The 19,579-nt window shown below is 67.5% G+C and carries 14 protein-coding genes; 2 read left to right on the plus strand and 12 right to left on the minus strand.

Annotation, left to right across the window (positions count from 1 at the left end; translation table 11 throughout):
• Positions 1-310 precede the first annotated feature (310 nt).
• Together AAF604_02615 and AAF604_02620 are read right to left on the minus strand one after the other, a co-directional pair.
• The gene (locus tag AAF604_02615) at positions 311-2,947 is read right to left on the minus strand and encodes an ADOP family duplicated permease (GenBank protein ID MEM7048518.1); all 2,637 of its coding nucleotides are present in this window, start codon (positions 2,945-2,947) and stop codon (positions 311-313) included.
• The gene (locus AAF604_02620) at positions 2,947-3,288 is read right to left on the minus strand and encodes a PadR family transcriptional regulator (protein MEM7048519.1); all 342 of its coding nucleotides are present in this window, start codon (positions 3,286-3,288) and stop codon (positions 2,947-2,949) included. Before AAF604_02620 ends, AAF604_02615 begins: the two co-directional genes overlap by 1 nt.
• Before the next feature lie 195 nt (positions 3,289-3,483).
• Here AAF604_02620 and AAF604_02625 point away from each other — a divergent pair, with 195 nt between their 5' ends.
• Positions 3,484-6,123, plus strand: coding sequence for a hypothetical protein (locus tag AAF604_02625; protein MEM7048520.1), 2,640 nt, complete (start codon positions 3,484-3,486; stop codon positions 6,121-6,123).
• 71 nt (positions 6,124-6,194) lie between these two features.
• Here AAF604_02625 and alaS read toward each other — a convergent pair whose 3' ends face one another.
• The 10 genes from alaS to hrcA all read right to left on the minus strand — a co-directional run bounded on the left by alaS (position 6,195) and on the right by hrcA (position 18,657).
• Positions 6,195-8,837, minus strand: a complete 2,643-nt coding sequence (gene alaS, locus AAF604_02630) for an alanine--tRNA ligase (protein ID MEM7048521.1) — start codon at positions 8,835-8,837, stop codon at positions 6,195-6,197.
• Between the two features lie 75 nt (positions 8,838-8,912).
• Positions 8,913-9,377 carry a regulatory protein RecX gene (locus AAF604_02635; protein MEM7048522.1) on the minus strand — a complete coding sequence of 155 codons (465 nt, stop codon included), beginning with the start codon at positions 9,375-9,377 and terminating at the stop codon, positions 8,913-8,915.
• Entirely contained in the window at positions 9,374-10,540 is a 1,167-nt protein-coding gene (locus AAF604_02640; GenBank protein ID MEM7048523.1) for a type IV pilus twitching motility protein PilT, read from the minus strand. Before AAF604_02640 ends, AAF604_02635 begins: the two co-directional genes overlap by 4 nt.
• 417 nt (positions 10,541-10,957) lie before the next feature.
• Positions 10,958-12,061 carry a Fic family protein gene (locus AAF604_02645; protein MEM7048524.1) on the minus strand — a complete coding sequence of 368 codons (1,104 nt, stop codon included), beginning with the start codon at positions 12,059-12,061 and terminating at the stop codon, positions 10,958-10,960.
• Between the two features lie 147 nt (positions 12,062-12,208).
• On the minus strand, positions 12,209-12,907 hold the full coding sequence (locus AAF604_02650) for an RsmE family RNA methyltransferase (protein MEM7048525.1): 699 nt from the start codon (positions 12,905-12,907) through the stop codon (positions 12,209-12,211).
• A 13-nt stretch (positions 12,908-12,920) separates the two neighbouring features.
• Positions 12,921-13,769 (minus strand): 50S ribosomal protein L11 methyltransferase, encoded by an 849-nt coding sequence (locus AAF604_02655; protein MEM7048526.1) that lies wholly within the window; start codon positions 13,767-13,769, stop codon positions 12,921-12,923.
• Between the two features lie 39 nt (positions 13,770-13,808).
• A complete protein-coding gene (dnaJ, locus tag AAF604_02660) occupies positions 13,809-14,930 on the minus strand; it encodes a molecular chaperone DnaJ (protein ID MEM7048527.1) in 1,122 nt (373 codons plus the stop codon).
• Positions 14,931-15,019: 89 nt separating this feature from the next.
• Positions 15,020-16,834, minus strand: coding sequence for a molecular chaperone DnaK (dnaK, locus tag AAF604_02665; protein MEM7048528.1), 1,815 nt, complete (start codon positions 16,832-16,834; stop codon positions 15,020-15,022).
• A gap of 42 nt (positions 16,835-16,876) precedes the next feature.
• On the minus strand, positions 16,877-17,443 hold the full coding sequence (gene grpE, locus AAF604_02670) for a nucleotide exchange factor GrpE (GenBank protein MEM7048529.1): 567 nt from the start codon (positions 17,441-17,443) through the stop codon (positions 16,877-16,879).
• A gap of 137 nt (positions 17,444-17,580) precedes the next feature.
• Positions 17,581-18,657, minus strand: coding sequence for a heat-inducible transcriptional repressor HrcA (hrcA, locus tag AAF604_02675; GenBank protein MEM7048530.1), 1,077 nt, complete (start codon positions 18,655-18,657; stop codon positions 17,581-17,583).
• 17 nt (positions 18,658-18,674) lie between these two features.
• Here hrcA and AAF604_02680 point away from each other — a divergent pair, with 17 nt between their 5' ends.
• The gene (locus AAF604_02680; protein ID MEM7048531.1) at positions 18,675-19,511 is read left to right on the plus strand and encodes a DUF2520 domain-containing protein; all 837 of its coding nucleotides are present in this window, start codon (positions 18,675-18,677) and stop codon (positions 19,509-19,511) included.
• Positions 19,512-19,579: the final 68 nt, after the last annotated feature.

Below are 19,579 nucleotides of genomic sequence, written 5' to 3' on the forward strand. Positions count from 1 at the left end.
CCGGCCCGACACCCCGCGCCTCCGGGGCGCGGCGGCGCCCGGGGGGCGCCGAGGACGGGGGTAAGCCCGCACGACATGTGCGTGCGGGCGACAGGAGCGGCTGTAGACCAAGGCAATCCGTCAACAAAGCAGCCGTGTGCTACTTCCGCACACGGCTCCCGAGCGCGAAGCCGCGAGGCGGCGCCCTGGGGCGCCGAGGGCGGGGGTGAGCCCGCACGACATGTGCGTGCGGGCGAGGGGGGCGCCTTGAGCCCCCCTGAGACAACAGCAGGCGCTGAAGAAGCCGCCACGCGGCTTTTTCAGCAGCCTGCTAGTCGGCGCGCAGGAGCTGGGCGGGATCGAAGCGCAGCACCCGCAGCGCCGGCAGCAGGCTGGCGAGCCCGGCGGCGGCCACCAGAATCGCCGCCACCCAGCCATAGGTGACCAAATCCCACGGACCGACTCCGTGAACCAAGGCCCGCAGGCCGTAGGCGAGAGCGAGGGCCAACGGCAGCCCCCAGAGGAGTCCTTGGACGGCCAGGCGCAGCCCCGGCAGCACCGCCTCGCCGAGAGCCTGCCAAGGCGAAGCCCCGAGGGCGAGGCGGATGCCGAGCTCCCGCCGCCGCTCCGCGACGGAGGCCGCGATCAGGCCACCGAGGCCGACGGCGGCGATGATCAACGCCCCGCCGGCGGCGGAACCGAGGAGGGACGCCTGCAGGCGCTGCCGAGCCAGAACCTGATCGCGCACCGCGCTCATGCTGCGCACGGCAGCCAGGGGAAGCTGCGGATCGACCGCCGTCACGGCGGCGCGCAGTTTTCCTTCGACGTCGACGGCGCCGGCCCGCGGCCGCACCACCCAACTGGGCTCGAACCAACTATGGACCAGCTCGAGGAAGGGTCCGGCGGTCTGCGCCAAAGTGACGAAGATCGCCGCCCGGTGCCCCAACGGCTCGTCCTCTCCCCAGCCCGGGGTCTGCCGAGTGTCGCTGACCACGCCGACGATCCGACGCTCGGCGCCGGCGATCCTCAGCCTCGCTCCGAGGGGCTCGCGATCACCGAGATAGGTGCGCACGAAGGCGGCGTTGACCACCGCCGTGGGCGAAGCCGACGCACCATCCCGGGAGTCGAGGTATCGCCCCGCGAGGAGAGAAACTCGCAAGGCTTCGAAGTACCCCGGCGTGACGTAGGTCAGGTTGGTGATGTGACGCTCATCCTCCGCTGGCCACGAGAACGACATGTTCAGGGGGCGTTCATAGGGCAGATTGAGGCCCGCCGCCGCGATCTCGATCGCCGGATCGGCGGCCACGCGAGTCGCCACCGACTGCAGCAGGCGATCCGCCGCCACCGGCTCGCCATAGCGCGCATCCTGCAGCGAGACGGTCGCGGCCACCAAGCCGTCGGCATCGAATCCCGGCGTCAGGCCCTGCAGGTGGAGCACCGTCCGCAGGAGTTGCCCGGCCCCGACCAGCAGCGCCACCACCAGGGCCAGCTGAGCCGTCACCAGCAGCCGCCGCGACGACAGGTTGCGTTGGCCCGCAACCCGCGTCGCATCCTGTCGGGCGTGGTGCCGAGAGCCCGCCAGCGCCGGATAGAGACCGGTCACGAGCAGGGCGAAGAGGGTCAGGAGCAGCGCCAGGGCGAGGGCCCGGCTATCGAGGGCCAACGGCTGCCACAACCCCATGGATCCGCTCAGGGTAGCTCCCAGCCAACGCACGCCGAGGGCCGCCAGGAGGACACCGAGACCGCCACCGAGGACACACAGCACCAGGCCCTCGGTGAGCATCTGCCGGAAGATCGCGCCACGGCCTCCTCCCAGAGCACTACGCGTCGCCATCTCGCGCGACCGGCGCGCCGCCAGCGCCAGCACCAACCCGGTGACGTTGAAGGAGCACACCCCGAGCAGCAGCCACGCTCCCAGCCAGGTGAACATCAATCGCGGCGCGACCTCCCGCCCGACGCCATGCTGCAGCGACTCGAGGGCGAGCCAGACCTGCCGCCCGGCAGGAGCTCGCAGGGCCGCCAGGGCCGGCGCACCGATCGCCCGTAGCTGATCGCCGGCGGACTCGAGGGTCGCGCCGTCCCGCAGGCGACCGAGAATCATGTAGTTCTCGCCCTCTCCCTCGCCCTCCGGTGAAGGCCTCAGCGGCGTCCAGAGGTCGGCGTCGACCCCGGTGCGAAAGTCGGCCGGCATGACGCCGACGATCTCGTAAGCCTCGCCGCGGAGTTGCAGGGTGCCCCCCAGGGCTCCGGGACGACCGCGGTAGAGGCGCTGCCAGAGGCGGTGACTGAGAACCGCCAGGCGAGGACCGCCGGGCACGTCTTCGCGGCGGCTGAACTCCCGCCCGATCAGCGGGTCGACGCCCAGAACCCGGAAGAATCCCGCCCCGACGCGCTGCTGCTGAAGGTAGTCGGCCCGCCCGTCGACCACCACGTTGGCGCCCGACGACCAGTCCGAGAACACCGCCAGGTCGAGGCGGTCGACGCCCGCCGCCAGCGCCTCCCAGGTTCGCCCGTTCTGCGACAGATTGCTCGACGACGACACGCCGTCCTGGCCGACTTTGGTCTCGACCAGCACCAAGCGCTCCGACTCCGGATAGGGCAGCGGACGCAACAGGGCGGCGTCGAGAAGACTGAAGATGCTGACGTTGGCACCGATTCCGAGGCCCAGGGTGAGGGTGACCGTGGCGGTCAGCACCGGGGTGCGGGCCAGGACCCGGAGACCGTGCTTGAGGTTGCGCCGCAGCTCATCGAGCAGGTGCAGCCAGCGCGCTTCGCGGCAGGCTTCGCGGAAGCCTTCGACACTGCCGAACTCCAGCCTCGCTTGCCGCTGCGCCCGCGCCGGCGACCACCCGGCGAGCTCGAGATCGGCAGCCCGGCGCGCCAGGTGATCGGCCATCTCCTCGGCCATCTCGGCCTCGAAGCGGTCGCGCTGCCGCGCCACCGAGAAGAACCGCCACAAGCGCCCCATCACGCCGGCTCCCCAGCCGCCTTCAACACCAGCGCCACCCCCTGCGACAGTCGCATCCACTGGCGTTCCTCGACCTCGAGCTGGCGCCGTCCGGCGGCGGTCAGCGAGTAGAACTTGGCCTTGCGATTGTTCTCGCTGACCCCCATTTCGGTCTCCAGCCAGCCGCGGTGGACCAGCCGATAGAGGGCCGGGTAGAGGGATCCCTGCGGCACATTGAGAGCACCGCCGGAAAGCTGCTCCAGGCGCAGCAGAATGCCGTAGCCGTGCATCGGCTGCAGCGAAACGGTCTTCAGAATCAGCAGATCGAGGGTACCCTGCAGAAGATCATTGGACTTGGCCATCGAACCCTCCCCTTGTTTATCTAGGAGAGAGCATAAACCCCTTCCCCTAGATAATCAAGGAGAGAGTCCGCAACCACCTGACTCGGATATCCTTGAACCTCGAAACCAAGCAATCGCGGTACAGCCCTCAGACGACAGAGCGGCAGAGTCCCCGCTGAGGTCCCGAAACCACCGCGGGAAAGGCCGGCCCCGACGATGCAACGCTCTCTGGTACTCCTGGCTTGCGGGCTCATCCTGCTGACCAGCTTCCCGGCGCCACCGGTATCTGCCCAAGGCATCGGCTTTGGACGGACCTATGGACAAGCCCTCCAGCGGGCGCAGCAAAACGCTCGCGGACGGGCCATGTGGGAGCAGGTGGGTCGTCAGATGGGGGCCTACGTCCTCGACAAAGAGCGCATCCAACAAGACATCGAGACGGCCCGCCGCGAATACTGGGCGGCAGCGCTCACCGGAGAGCCACCGAGGGAGCTCGAGGAGCGCTACTTCAAGGCACTCTGGGAGCGTGACTTCCATACCCTCGGCATCGAGTGGATCAACCACATCGCCGGCGGCATCGGAGGGCCCGACAAGGCCGAGCTCGGCACCCTGATGGACAGCCTGTCGACCCTCTTCTCCGGCGGTCGCGGCCAACTCGAGGAGGTCCACCGGTTCTGCACCGGCTCTTTCGAAGGTTGGGTCGGACACCTCAAGAACCTCTGGCCAAAGCATGACTTCGACTTTCCCGCCACCCTCGTGGCCGGCAGAGAGAGCTATGCGGAGTACGTCGAATGTCGCAGCCTGGCCGAGTACCTGTTCCGCAATCCAAACACCCCGCTGGGCTCGGACGACCCGCGCCAGTTCGTCACCGGCTGGCTGCTCGCGACCCGCGCTCAGGACGACATCGCCGCCGCCCTCGATCAGGTCGAGGCGATGCACCGGCTGGTGGGCGAGGACGCCTTTGGACGGGCGGCGGAGGCAGCTCGTGCGCAACGCCTGGTTCCTGAAACCGAGCCTCGGGGCCCCTACGACCCGAGCCGTGTCATCGCTCGGGGCCGCCGGCCGCAGGCCCTCGACTGGGTAGCGACCCGCCACGATCCAACCCTCTACGCCATCTATCTCATCCGACGCGCCACCAAAGCGCCGTGGCCGTGGGCCGAAGCCGCCCATCGGGCACGTCTCGAGCGTCATGGGACACAGGCCCACGACGCCGTGGCCCGAGCCTTCGCGGCCGCCGACGACCCACAGGCGGAGTGCGTTGGGGATCCGGTGCTGCAAGACCGCAAGACCACTTTCCTGCTGGACTGCGTCACCCTCGAACTCGGACCGATCACGCTGTGGGCGGACGCTCTCGAGATCGCTCGCGGCGACCTCGACGCCGAAGCCCAGCGACGACGCCTGCTCGAAGCCCTGGGAAAGGTCGGCTCGGGCGACGCCAGCGAGCGCTATCGCAAGCTCGTCGGCGTCATCGACGAACCGGTGCTGCTCGCCGCCCTCGCCCACCAGAGCGAGCACGGCATTCCACGACTGCTCGCCGGCCGCGGCCGAGACAGCGACTGGCAGCCCTTCGAAGAAGAGCTTCGAACCTTCGAGCTCTTCGCCGCCGCCGACGACCCGAGGGGTCTGGCCCTCGCCTTGATCGCCCAGGGTGAAGAGGCCGACCACCCCCTACGGCGTCTCGAGCTGGCCCTCGACACCTACCGGACCCAGGCCGACGAGCTCGGCGAGGCGAAGCTTGTCGAGGCAGCCCGGCGGGTGGCCGCGGCAGCATCTCCAGACCGCGGCCTGGGTGGCTATTTGTCGACCTGGCGGCGGGAGATCGGCGAAGGCGGTCAGGTCGACACGGAGATGGCTCGGCAGATCCAGCAGCGGCACATCGAGGCGATGGAGGAGCGGCTGGGGAGCTCCTTCCGCAGCATGCCCTTCGACAGCGCCCTGAAGGAGCATTTCCGCCGCCAAGGCTCGACCATGGCGCAAGCCCAGGAGCAGGTCGAAGCCGTCGCCGAACGCGTCGAGGATGCCTTCCGGGAGGCCGTCGAAAATGCCCGTCAGCCCTCTTCCGAGGGTCCCGCGGGCGGCGCAGCGCGGGCCATCCTCGGCCGCGAGATCGACTTCGCGCAGCAGCTCTACAGCGATCAGCTCGCCAAGTCAGGCTTTACCCTCGAGGACGTCGGCCAGGGCACCCTCGAGGACGAGGTCTTCGCCATCCTGGACCGCCTGCAATCAGATCCCACGGGATTGATCTTCTGGCTGACTTCCCAGGGTCGTGAAGACGAGATCTCCGCCACCCTCGACGCTGCCACGTCAACCGTCGCCCCGGCACCGGCCGCAAACCAATCCGCCTCGCGCGACCCGAGGGCCGGCGCTCTTGCGGCCACTGCAACGAGCCCAGCGACCGCCACGAAAACGAAATCCGCTCGCAGCTCTTCGCCGATCGTGGAATCGCCGACGGAGCGATCCGAAAAGGCCGCGACCACCATCCCGGGACGGCAACGCCAGAGGGCGATCGTTCCCCGAGACATCGCGCCGCCGGAGTCCGGCTCGGCGACACCTCCGGCCGCCGATGGCGCCCCGGCCCTCGCTTTCGGCGAAAGCCGCGCGGGCACCGTGACCGGCGGCGAAGCCAACCGCTATCGCCTCGAGGTGACCGCACCTTCGCTGGTCTTCTTTGACGTCCTCTCGGCGAGCGCCCGGGCCCGCTACCGCCTCGTCGACCCGACCGGTGGGACGGTCTTCACCAGCGATGGCTCGGACGAGGGTCCGCTCAGCCTAGAACCCACCGGTACCTATCAACTCGTGGTCGAGACCCTCGAGGGCCGGCCCGTCGAGTACGCCCTGCGGATGGTGAAAATCCGCTGAGGGGCGGCAGGCTGCGGAAGTCCCGAGCTGCCGAATCACCGCTGTAGAAGACAGCAGGCGAGGGTCGAGGATCAGGCGCTGAGCTCTTGGCGCACCGCGTCCGGAGCCGCCGCCAGCAGCTCTTCGAGCTTTTCCGGCTGCTTGCCGCCAGCTTGCGCAAAGTCCGGCCGGCCGCCACCACCGCCACCGACGATCGGTGCCAGGCGACGCACCAGGTTGCCGGCCTTGACCCGCTCCTTGACGTCCTCGGTGACGGCGACGATGAGGGTGACCTTGCCCTCGCCGCGGGTGCCCAGAACGACCACCCCGGAGCCCACCTTGCTGCGCAGGGTGTCGGCCATATTGCGCAGCTCGTTGGTCGGAGCCGGCGGCACTTCCTGCACCAGGACGGCGACGCCTTCGACATCCTCAGGGCCACCGGCACCGCCACCACCGGCGCCGCCGGAGAGCATTTCGAGGCGCAGCTTGGAGGCTTCGTCGCGGGCCTCCTTGAGGCGCGCCTTGAGCTCGGCGATCTCATCGCCGACGCGCTCGCCGCTCACCCCGAGGGACTCCTCGGCGGCGGCGAGCTGCCGGTCGCGCCGGCGCAAGAGGTCCAAGGCCGGCTGGCCGACGATCGCCTCGATGCGGCGCACGCCCGAGGCGGTACCGCGCTCAGAGGTCAACACGAAGGGCCCGATCTCGCCGGTATTGGCGACATGACAGCCGCCGCAGAGCTCGAGGCTGAAGCCGGGAATCTCGACGGTCCGGACGCGCTCGCCGTACTTCTCGCCGAAGAGCGCCATCGCCCCGGCCCCCACCGCCTCGTCGAAGTCGCGATCCTCGACGATCTGCGTCGGGCAGGCTCGCAGCACCCAGTCGTTGACCTCGGCCTCGATGGTGTCCTTCTCCTCCTCGGACAGGGGGCTGCCGTGGGTGAAGTCGAAGCGCAGGCGATCCGGCGCCACCAGGGAGCCGGCCTGGCGCACCCCCTCGCCGAGGGTGTTGCGCAAGGCCGCGTGCAGCAGGTGGGTCGCCGTGTGATGCCGCTCTGTCGGTGACCGATGCTGCGGCGCCACCGTCAAGGTGACGCTCTGATCCGGCGCCAGGGAGCCGGCAGCGACGCGCACGAAGTGGAAGAACAGACCGCGATCCTTCTTGGTGTCGGTCACCGTGCCGTGGCCACCGTCCCAGGTGATCGCGCCGCGGTCCCCCACCTGGCCGCCGGACTCGGCATAGAAGGGCGTGCGGTCCACCACCACCACGCCGTCATCGCCGGCCTGCAGGTCGGCGCGCTGCATCGCGTCATCGGCCAAGCGGACGGTGCGCAAAACTCGAGCGTCCTGGACTTCGAGATCGCGATAGCCGGAAAACACCGTCTCGCTCTCACCCTCGACAAGGCGGCGTAGCTCGCCGAGCCGTTGGCCGCCCGTATCGGAGGCCTGGCGCGACTGCGCCCGCTGCCCCTCGAGGGCCTCCTCGAAGCCGCCATCGTCGAGACGGAAACGCTCCTCCTCGGCGATCTCGCGAATCACCTCGAGGGGCAGACCATAGGTGTCGTAAAGGCGGAATACCTGCGGTCCGGCGAGCACCGACTCGCCCTCCCGGCGAGCCTTCTCGATCTCCTCCTGGACCTGCCGCGCGCCGCTCGCCACCGTCCCCAGGAACTTCTCTTCCTCCGCCTGGACGGTCGCCACGGACGCCGACTCGGTGGCCCCGAGCTCGGGATAGGCCGGTCCCATCACCTCACCGAGGATCGGCACCAGGCGATGCAGAAAGGGCTCTTCGAAGCCCAGGCGCATGCCGTGACGCACCGCCCGACGCAGGATACGGCGCAGCACATAGCCGCGCCCTTCATTGCTCGGGATGACGCCATCGGCGAGCAGGAAGGTCACCGCTCGCAGATGGTCGGCGATCACCCGCAGGGAGGTCCCGCTGGCCTCCTGATACTCGGTGCCGGCGAGGGTCGCAGCGGCCCGCAACACCGGCTGGAACAGGTCGGTGGCGTAGTTCGAGCGCGCGCCGGCGAGCACCGAGGCCACCCGCTCGAGGCCCGAGCCGGTGTCGACGGACGGCTTCGGCAGCGGGTGGAGCACGCCCTCGCCATCGCGGTCGAACTGCATGAAGACGAGATTCCAGATCTCGAGGTAGCGGCCGCTGGCGTCGCCCTCGGCGAAGGGCACCGCCGGTGCCTCCGGCTCGAGATCGACGAAGATCTCGCTGCACGGCCCACAGGGCCCGGTCTCGCCCATCGCCCAGAAGTTGTCCTTGTGGCCACAGCGCACGATGCGCTCCTCGGGCAGGGTCGAGAGCTTGCGCCACAGGTCGAAGGCCTCGTCGTCCTCGAAGAAGACGGAGGCGAAGAGGCGCTCCGGCGGCAGCTCCCAGACCTCGGTCACGAGCTTCCAGGCGAGGCGAATCGCCTCCTCCTTGAAGTAGTCCCCGAAGGAGAAGTTGCCCAGCATTTCGAAGAAGGTGTGGTGACGCGGGCTCGGCCCGACGTTCTCGAGGTCGTTGTGCTTGCCGGAGACGCGCAGGCACTTCTGCACCGACACGGCGCGCGGCGACGGCGGCGTGGCGGCGCCGAGAAAGAAATCCTTGAACGGCACCATGCCGGCATTGGTGAACAGCAAGGTGGCATCGCCATGGGGCACCAGCGGCGCACTGGCCTCGGCACGGTGGCCGTGATCCTCGAAGAACTGGGTAAATCGGGTACGGATCTCTTGACTCTTCATCACCAATCCACTGTCGCAGGGAGGACCTACTGTCGAATGGGGGAACTGCTATCGAATGGGTCGGATCGCGAGCGGTCAGGACAGGTCCGCTTCGAGCTCGCGAACGACCTCGAAGATAGCATGGCCCGGGAAGCCCTGGCGGTCGAGAAAGCGCGCCAGCGCTCGCGGATCGCGCTTGCCGCGGGCGAGCCAGGCAGCGGCCGCCTGACGGACCGCGTCGGGGCGGTCGCTGTCGCGATGTTCGGCCAGCACGGCATCGACCACATCGGCCGCCGCGCCACGCCGCAAGAGGTCGGCCCGCAGCCGCCGCGACCCCACTGCCGAGCGCTCGAGGCGCCGGCTCACGAAGTCCTCGACGGTGCGCCGCTCATCGAGATAGCCGAGCTCCTGGAGACGCTCGAGGGCAGCTCCGACAATCTCTTCGTCGAACCCTCGGCCGGCGAGCTTGGCGGCGAGCTGAGCCCGAAAATGCGGCCGCCGGGCGAGCAGATCGACAGCTTTCTGCAGGCAGGCGCGTGGCGCGTCCTCGCGGTCGCTCAACGCTCGATTTCGAAGGGCGACTCTTCGGTGAGCAGATCCCCTTCCTGGTTCTGCAGCGACTCTTCCATCTCTTCGCGCGAGATGTCGGCAGTGAACTGGACGCCCTGGATCTTGAGCCGGAACTCGTCCGGATTGGTCGCCCGTCGCAGCGCCTCGTCGAGGGTGATCAGACCGTTGCGGTAGAGCTGGTAGAGGGACTGGTCGAAGGTCTGCATGCCGTACTGGCTGGTGCCGAGGGAGATCTGCTCACGGATGAACTTGTTCTTGTCCTTGTTCTCGACGCAGTCGCGGATGTAGGGCGTCGCGATCATCACCTCCGCCGCCGGCACTCGGCCGATGCCGTCGGCCCGCGGCACCAGGCGCAGGGAGATCACCGACTTGAGCACCTGGGCGAGCTGGATGCGGATCTGCTTCTGGTGATGCGGCGGGAAGACCGAGATGATGCGGTTGATGGTCTCGGTGGCATCCAGGGTGTGCAGGGTGGAGAACACCAGGTGGCCGGTTTCGGCCGCCAGCAGGGCGGTTTCGATGGTCTCGTAGTCACGCATCTCACCGACCAGGATGACGTCCGGGTCCTGACGCAGGGCGGCGCGCAGGGAGCTCGAGAAGGCGCGCGTGTCGACGTCGATCTCGCGCTGGTTGCAGATCGAGCGCTTGTCGCGATGGAGGAACTCGATGGGGTCCTCGATGGTGATGATGTGCTCGGTGCGGGAGGCGTTGATGTAGTCGATCATCGCCGCCAAGGTGGTCGACTTTCCGGAGCCGGTGGTGCCGGTGCAGAGCACCAGGCCACGGCGCTCTTCGCAGATTTTCTCGAGCACCGGCGGCAGCATGAGCTCGCGGATTCCCAGGATGCGCGCCGGGATGACGCGCAGCACCAGGCCGACGGTGCCGCGCTGCTGGAAGATGTTGCAGCGGAAGCGGCCGAGACCCGGCACGGAGTAGGCGATGTCGATCTCGAGGTCTTCTTTGAAGCGCTGCTTCTGGCGCGCGTTCATGATCGAGAACGCCATCGCGATGGTGTCCTCTTGCATCAAGCGCTTGATCTCGTTGAGCTGGTGGAGGTCGCCGTCGATCCGGATGACCGGGTGGCTCCCCACTTTGAGGTGGAGATCCGATGCCTTCCGCTCGACCGCCATTTTCAGCAGATCATTGATATTCATGAGAGCCTCCGCCGGTAGAGAATATGAACAAATATCGATGCTAGCAGGTCGCCGAAAACGACGTCCAGGGGCGCCCGGCCAGAGGGGCCCGCCCAGGGGCGCCCGGCCAGGGGCACCCGGCAAGAAGGTCGACAAGGGGGCGGTGGAGTTTTCCAGATCGACTGGCGCGGGAAGGTCGCATCGACGGCCCTCCGCTCCGCCGAACCGCCCCCGTCGCACCAGCTCGGACTTTCCACCGGCCCGTTGCGGGCGGAGGCACAACTCGCCTGCGGCTCAGACAGATGCCTCCGCTTTTCCTCCACGGCCCGGAAGCCCGGACTCCCCAAGACCTCGGACGCGGGCTCAGGCTGCGCTCCAGACCGCCGACGCGACCTTCTCGGACCGACGGGTGCAGGGGAGAAACTGGTCAGCGATCCTTCAAGACTCGAACGAAAGCTCTCCCTTTTCCAGGCTTTCGAAGGGGTCGTCGACAGGAGCCGGACGAGGCACGGCTCGGGTGAGTTCGAAGAGGCTCGGCGCCGCCAGGTAGTAACGGCCTCGCTTCTTTCCCATGGGCTCGAGGAAGCCTGCCTCGACCAGGAGGCCGAGATCCCTCCCCGCGGCCCGCATGGAGACATCGGTCAGCTTGCGATAGGTGGCGTTTCTGACCTTTGCCCCGAGAACCGCATCGGCCATCGCCTGAACGGTTCGCTCGGGAAGATCAAGTCGCTCTGCAGCCTCATCCAGCACGTCGAAGAGCTGCTGATAAAAGGTCGAGCGCCTCATCAGAGTCGTGGCTTGACGGTAGTGAGCCGTCAGCATGAAGCGAATCCAAGCTCGGGTGTCTCGCATCGGATTCCAGCGGCCCTGGCCAACCTCGGCCAGGACGCGGTAATAGTCGCGGGTATTGCGGCCGAGATACTCTTCGACGCTCGCAAAAGCTGGATGGAGGACTCCGGAGCGGGCGAGAACCAGGCTCTGAAGGCAGCGTCCCATCCTGCCGTTGCCATCCGAGTAGGGATGAATCATGACCAGATTGAGGTGGGCCATGGCCGCCTTCACCACCGGATGAAGATCCTCGTGCCTCTGTAAATCCTCGATCAGCGCCTGCATCAAATCGCTCAGAGACTCTGCCGGCGGCGCATCGTAGACGATCTCGTTTCGTTCACCATCGACAACGAAAATCGGCCCGGTTCTCCAATTGCCCGGTCGCCTCACCAGATCGAAATCGAGCATCATGAAGTGCAACGAGTTGAGGAAGCCGACCGAGTACTCGAAGTAGGGCACCCCGGCTTGCTGTAGGACCATCGTCATGGCTCGCCGGTATCCGGCGACGGCAAACCAGTTCTCTGACTTCTCGTCGATCGGCTCTTCGCCCTCGACGGCGGCCACGGCATCGTCTACCGAAACGACAATACCCTCGATGCTGTTGGAGGCCCGGACCGCCGTGGCAAAGGTATTGCGTCGCAGCAACCCAAACCAGCGCTTGGGCTGAAAGCGATAAACCATCTGGCGCTTCAGCTCATCGACATGAGCCAGCACAGAGGTCTCGGAGCTCGTTAGCTCCGGAGGAACAAAGAGGTCAACTCGGCCCATGGCCGAATCATAACACCCATCATGGCCGATTTATTATTACCATGATGACCTTTATCTTTCGGCAAATCCTCTAGAAGGTTCCGACGGACCTTGTCAGCGGCAGAGGAGTAAGGCCGCGCCGGCGAGGGCGGCGGTTTCTACTCTGAGGACTCTTTCGCCGAAGCAGACGCGATGCCAGGGCTGGTCGGCGAGGTGTTGGCGCTCGGCGTCGGACCAGCCGCCTTCGGAGCCGATGAGGAGAACGGCGGGGGCGGCATCGGCGACCGCTGGCGGGGAGGCTCCGGTGGTATCGAGGAGCCAGCGACTCTTGGGATCGGCGAAGGCCGCGAGGGCCGAGAGCTCTTGCCAGTCATGGACGCCGGTGATCTCCGGGAGCCGGGAGCGATGGCTTTGTTCGAGGGCCGAGGCGGCGACGCGGCGCAGGCGATCGAAGTCTTTGGGCCGCAGGTCGCGGGCGGCGCGCTCGGTAGCGAGGAAGCGCACCGCCGCGACGCCGAGCTCGGTGGCCTTTTCCACCAGCCAGGCGGCGCGCTCGCGGCGAAAGGGCGAGACCAGCAGCTCGACGCGGCGAGCGGCCTCGTGCCCCGGAGCGGCGTCGCCCAAGGCGACGCGGGCGCTCGTCTTGTCGACCGCCGCGACCTTTCCCCAGCGGGCCCGGCCGTGGCCGTCGGTGAGACGCAGGGCGGCCCCCACCGGCAGACGGCGGGCGCGAAACAGGTGACGGTAGCGGTCGCCCTCGATGACCGCCTCCTCGGCCGCCAGCTCTTCGGGGTCGACGAGGGTGGTGATCATGGTCGCCCCGTGGTCATCGCAGTCGGAAAGCGATCCAGTCACCGTCGGTGCGCTCGCCGGCGGGCTCGAAGCCGAGGCCGCGCCAGCGCGCCAAGACTTCGTCGCGACGAACCGTGAGCACTCCGGAGAGGATCACCTCGGCACCGTCGCGACAACGAGCCACGAGTCCGGCGAGATCCGCGTCGATGCGTTCCGGCAGGACGTTGATCACCAGGCGATCGAAGGTCGCGGCCCCCAGAGCGGCGGCCGAGCCGGCGAAACAGCGCGGCGCGCAATGGTTGAGGGAAGCGTTGTGGCGAGCGTGGATCATCGCTACCGGATCGAGGTCGAAAGCCACCACCGCAGCGGCCCCGAGGCGTTCGGCGGCGAAGGCGAGGATTCCGCTGCCGGTGCCGACATCGAGGACCCGAGCCCCTGCGCAGCCGGCGTCTTCGAGCAACGCGATGGCCAGGCGAGTGGTCTCGTGGCTGCCGACGCCGAAGGCCTCACGGGCCGGGATCCGCAAGAGCGATCGCCCGGACGACCGATCGGCCGTCGCCGGAGGACGGTCCAAACCGGCGGCAGGATCCCGCGGATCGATCACGAAACCGCGACCGACCTCGAAGGGCACCGCCAGAGCCCAGTAGGTGGCGAGCCAATCCTGGTCTGCAAAGGCCCGCGTCTCCGCCAGCCGGACGCCTCGCGCTTGCCAGACGGCATCCACCGCCGGCGCCGCCTGTCGCGGAAAGTAGGCGGTGAGCATCAGGTCGGAGCCCACGGAGTCGCACTGAACTCCCAGGGTGCCGTGATCCCACAGCCAGGCCACCAGCTCCTCTTCGAGGGCCGGAGGCAGCTGAAATCGCAATTGTTGGTAGTCGCTCATCGGCCGCCGCCGGGGCGGGCTCTCGCAGCGTCGCCGCCGCTAGCCGAAGACCTTCTTCTTGACCTTGTCGAGCACCGTCTGGCCATCTCCGACCTTGCTGCCGGAGATCTCGGCCAGACGCCGCAGCAGGTCGACCTCCTCTTCGTTGAGGTCCCGCAGCCGCGGCACTTCCACCTCGATCCGCACCATGTGATCGCCGCGACCGGCGCGGTCGAGGCGCTCGATGCCCTTGCCGCGCATGCGGAACTCGCGCCCGTGCTCGGTGCCGGATGGCACTTCGAGGGAGACCTTGCCATGCAGGGTCTCGACCTCGCAGGTAGCCCCCAGCACCGCCTGCGGGTAGCTGATGGGGAGGCGGCTGAAGACGTGTGGCCCCTCGCGCCGCAGATGCTCGTGAGGCTCGACGCCGATCACCACGAAGAGGTCTCCCGGCGGGCCGCCGAAGCGTCCGTGCTCGCCTTCACCGGTGAGACGCAAACGCGAGCCGTCCTCGACGCCGGCGGGAATGTTGACTTCCAGAGTGCGCTCCTGCTCGCGGCGCCCCTCGCCGCGACAGGCGATGCAGGGGTCGGTCACCAAGGTGCCCTGTCCACCACACTGAGGACAGGTCCGCGCCACCGAGAAGAAGCCCTGGTTGAAGCGCACCTGGCCGTGGCCACCGCAGGTGGCACAGGCCTTGGGCGGCTCCTTGCCGGCGCTCCCGGAGCCCTCGCAGGTGTCGCAGGTCTCGAGGCGCGGAATGCGCAGCTTCTCGGGCGTTCCGAAGGCTGCCTTCTCGAAGCTCAGCACCAGGTCGTAGCGCAGATCGGCACCGCGGCGCGGCGCCCGCGGACCGCGCCGCCGGTTGCCGCCGAGGCCGAAGATGTCACCCAAGATGTCCGAGAAGTCGGCGAAGATGGTGGGATCGAAGCCCCCGGCACCGGCTCCGCCGCCGCCCACACCGGAGTGGCCAAAGCGGTCGTAGCGAGCTCGCTTATCGGCGTCCGACAGCACCGAGTAAGCCTCCGTCGCCTCCTTGAAGCGATCCTCCGCCTCGGTGTCTCCGGGATTGCGATCCGGGTGGTACTTGACCGCCAGTTTGCGGTAGGCGGACTTGATCTCTTGATCGTTGGCGCCGCGCTCGATGCCCAGCACCTCGTAGTAGTCACGTTTCGAAGCCATATCGCGTCGACTCACTCAGCCGCCCTCGAATCGTGGGGCGGACGAAATTCCAGAAAAAAGATCGAACCGGGCCGATTCCCGTCGGGAATCTAGCTGTCGGTCGAATTCAGCATCACCTCGGAGAGGGTGCGAGAGATTGAGTTGAGGTCGTACATGGCGACCTCGAGCTCGCCCCGCTCCTCCTTCGACAGCGCGCTGCGGGCCTGGATCAACACCTCGTGGATGTGCTGCCGATCGCCTTCTTGCAGCATGCTGCGGAACTGATCGAACACCCGCTGGTTGTTGTAAATCAACCCTTCGAGGCGATTCTTGAGCTGCCGAATCTCGCGCCGGTGGCGATCCGCCTGGGCGTTGGCATCGGCCTCTTCCACCAGCCGCGCGACCTCTTCCTGACTGAGGCCCCCGGCGGGGTTGATCTGCACACTCTGAGACAGGTTGGTCGCCATGTCCCGCGCCGACACGTTGACGATTCCGTTCGAGTCGATGGCGAAGGTCACCTCGATCTGCGGTACGCCGCGTGGTGCCGGCGGAATACCCACCAGCTCGAATCGACCGAGGGACTTGTTCTCCTTCGAGATCTCGCGCTCACCCTGCAAGACGTGGATCTCCACCGTGTCCTGGTTGTCGACGACGGTGGTGAAGATCTGCGTGCTCTTGGTCGGAATCGCCGAGTTGCGGTCGATCAGCTTGGTAAACAGGCCGCCATGGGTTTCGATTCCCAAGGACAGCGGCGTGATGTCGAGGAGAACGACGTCCTTGACGTCACCGCGCAGGATGCCGCCCTGGATGGCGGCTCCCATCGCCACCACCTCGTCGGGATTGATCTCGCGGTTGGGCTCGCGCTGGAAGATGCGCCGTACCGTGTCCCAGACCAGCGGCATGCGGGTCTGACCACCGACCAGCAGAACCTCGTCGATCTGATCCGGCCGCAGCCCGGCCTGGGCCAGAGCGTCGAGGCAGGGATCCTCGGTGCGCCGCACCAGATCGCGCACCAGATCCTCGAAATGGGACCGGGTCAGGGTGCGGGCGAGGTGCCGGGGGCCGCTGTCGTCGGCCGAGATGAAGGGCAGGTTGATCGCCGATTCGGCCTCCGAGGAGAGCTCGCACTTGGCGCGCTCGGCGGCTTCCTTGAGGCGCTGCAGGGCCATCCGATCCTCGCGCAGATCGACGCCCGTCTCCTTCTTGAACTCGGCGATCAGCCACTCCATGATGGCGCGATCGAAGTCCTCGCCACCGAGATAGGTGTCGCCACTGGTCGACTTGACCTCGAAGATGCCCTCCGAGAGCTCGAGAATCGAAATATCGAAGGTGCCGCCGCCGAGGTCGTAGACCGCGACGGTCTTCTTCTCCGCCTGGCGGTCGAGACCATAGGCGAGGGCCGCCGCCGTCGGCTCGTTGATGATGCGCAGGATCTCGAGACCGGCGATGCGGCCGGCGTCCTTGGTCGCCTGACGCTGCGAGTCGTCGAAGTAGGCCGGCACCGTCAACACCGCCTCTTCGACCTCTTCGCCGAGGGCCTCTTCGGAGAACTCCTTGATCTCGCGCAGGATGAAGGCGGAGATCTCCTGGGAGCTGTACTGGCGATCGCGGATCAACACCTTGAGGTCGCCGTTGCCGGCGCGCACCAGCGGGTAGGGCAGCAGGTCGATGGCGCGCTGAACTTCGTCGTCCTCGAACTTCCTCCCCACCAGTCGCTTGACGGCGAAGACGGTGTTGCGCGGGTTGGTGATCGCCTGCCGTTTGGCGATCTGCCCCACCAGCCGATCACCGTCTTCGGTGAAGGCCACGATCGAGGGCGTGGTGCGGCTGCCCTCGCGATTCGAAAGCACCCGCGGCGCCAATGCATCGACCACGGCGACGCAGCTATTGGTCGTCCCGAGGTCAATGCCCAGTATCTTGCTCATCGCTCTAAAGCCTCCGGCGCGCCAAAATTCGGCGCGCCGTGTCTAGTCCTTGCTCTCCACCGGCACGGCCACCTCGACGATGGCCGGGCGCAGAAGGCGATCGTGCAGCCGGTAGCCCTTCTGCATCTCCTGGACCACCACCGGGTCCAGCACCGCCGGGTCCTCGCGCTTCGATACCGCCTCGTGAATCGAGGGGTCGAAGGGCTCTCCCTCGGCGGCGACCTCTTCGACGCCCTGGCGCTTGAGGACGTCCAGAAGCTGACGCAAGATCAGCTCGACCCCTTGGCGCAGATCGTCCGCCGATCCGCCGGCAGTCAGCGCCCGCTCGAAGTTGTCGACCACCGCCAACATCTCGCGGGTCGACTCCACCAGGGCGTAGCGCTTCGATTCCCGCAGCTCGCGCTCGGAGCGCTTGCGGTAGTTCTCGAAGTCGGCGAGGGTGCGGACGGAGCGCTCCCGCACTTCCCGAACCTCCTGGCGCAGACGCAGCACCTCTTCCTCGAAGCCTTCGCCGGCACGCCGGCTCCCGCCCCGTTCCTCGACCTCTTCGACGGCCGCGACGGCATCCCTCACGACCGCTTCCAGATCGTCGCCTCCGGTCTCTTCCAAGTTCAACTCCGCGGAGGACTCCTCCAGCCCATCCGACCGCATCTTCGACTTATTCATGATGATTCGGTCTCAACTCATCGGTAAATAATCTCACTCGGCGCAATAGAAGCTCCGCCCAACGACGGAGCGAAACGAAATCAACTCGAATCGCGAACCTTCGATTCCACTCCCTCGTCGAGGGCTCGGCTCAGGCTCTCGCCGACGTAGTCGACCAGCGGAATGATGCGCTGGTAGGCCATCCGCGACGGTCCGAAGACGCCGAGCGTTCCGAGAGGGCGGTCGCCGACCCGGTAGGTCGTCGCCACCAGAGAGAAATCCAGCGGCGAGGTCAGGTCACTGTCGGCACCGATCAACACCCGCAAGCCGGTGCCGCTCATGCAGCGATTGAGCATATCGACCAGCCGCACGCGATCGGCGAAGGTCTCCATCAGGGTGCGCACCCGCTCGAGGTCCGCCAGCTCCGGCTGACCGAGCACCGTCGAAGCACCGTCGACCCGCACTTCCGGCACCGATCGCACCCGCAAACCTTCGCGGGCGAGCTCGATGGCGGTCGACAGCATACGGTCCATCTGGGCGCGCTCTTCATTCATCAAGGCGAGAATCCGGCTGCGGATCTCCTGCATCGACACGCCGGAGAAGTTGGCGTTCAGGTAGTTAGAGATCTCGACCAGTTTTTCACCGGCGATCGGCTCACTGGTCTCGATCACCTTGTTGTCGACGAATCCCGCCGCCGAAACCACCACGCAGAGCACCTTGCGGCCACTCATCGGCACGAAGTTGATCGCCTCGAGCACGGCCTCGCCGAGGGCCGGGCCGACCACGATGCCGACCTGCTGGGTGAGCTCCGAGAGCACGTGGGAAGTGGCCGCCATCAGCTCTTCCGGATCTTCCGACGAAGCCTTGAGGTGTTCGTGAACAAAGCGCCGGTGGCGCGCCGGCACTCCACGTCCGGACATCATCGAGTCGATGAACAGGTGGTAGGCCTCGCCGGTGGGTACCCGGCCGGCCGAAGTGTGCGGCTGAATCAGGAATCCCCAGTCTTCGAGATCGGCCATCACGTTGCGAATCGTCGCCGCCGACAGGCCGAGTCCGCCCTGCTTGGCGACGGCCCGCGAGCTCACCGGTTCCGCATCGAGAACGTAGGTGGCGATAATCGCCTTCAGAATCTCGCGATGGCGGGTGTCGAGATCGACCTTTGGGGATTCACGGCTCACCGAACTATTGTAACGCAGTGAACGGCAAGCAAAGGCTTTGGAGCAACATCGCCCTGGTGGGCGCGGGCAAGGTCGGAACCAGCCTGGTGGCCTGGCTTCATGCCCACGGCGCACAGGTCGCACAGGTGGCGACGCGGCGCTCCGGCGATGGCGGCGAGCAGCTCGCCCGCCGCTACGGTGCGAGGGCCACCCCGCTGGAGGATTTCTCGAGTGCGGGTAGCGACCTCCTGCTGCTGGCGGTGGCCGACCCCGCCCTCGACCAAGTGGTCGCCGGATTGGCCCAGCGGCCACAGGCCGATGTCGCCCTGCACACCGCCGGCAGCCGTGGGGCCAGCGCCCTCGCTGCCCTGCGCCATGGGACTCCCGAGATCGCCCTCGGCAGCCTCCATCCACTGAAAGCCTTTCCGACGCCGCGGCCGGATGTCGCCGATGCCGCCGGCGTTTTTTTCGCCCTCGACGGCGACCCGCCGGCCGTCGCCCTCGGTCTCGAGTTGGCCCACCTCTGGGGCGGCAGAGCGGCGGTCATCTCAGAAGACAAACGGCTGGCCTACCACGCGGCGGCGACCCTCGCCGCCGGCGGCGTGGTCACCCTGCTGGCCGCCGCCGCCGACCTCGGTCGGCGCCTCGGCCTGCCGGCGGAGGTCGCCGAAGGCTACTTGGCCCTGGCACGGGGAGCCCTCGATCAGGCCGAAACGGCCGCACCCGACTTCGAGCGAGCCATCACCGGGCCGGTGGCGCGCGGTGACGAGGCGACCTTCCGCCAGCACCTCGAAGCCCTCGCCGGCAGCGCACCCGAGCTCAAGCCGCTGCTCGAGGAGCTCGCCGCGGCGACGCGGCGCTTACGCGACGCCTAGCAGGTTGCTGAAAAACTCGTCGGCAACCTGCGACCGGGCCCGAGAGGGCCCGGCGGCGAAGCCGTGAG

The organism is Acidobacteriota bacterium (genome assembly GCA_039028635.1).
Classification (GTDB): domain Bacteria; phylum Acidobacteriota; class Thermoanaerobaculia; order Multivoradales; family JBCCEF01; genus JBCCEF01.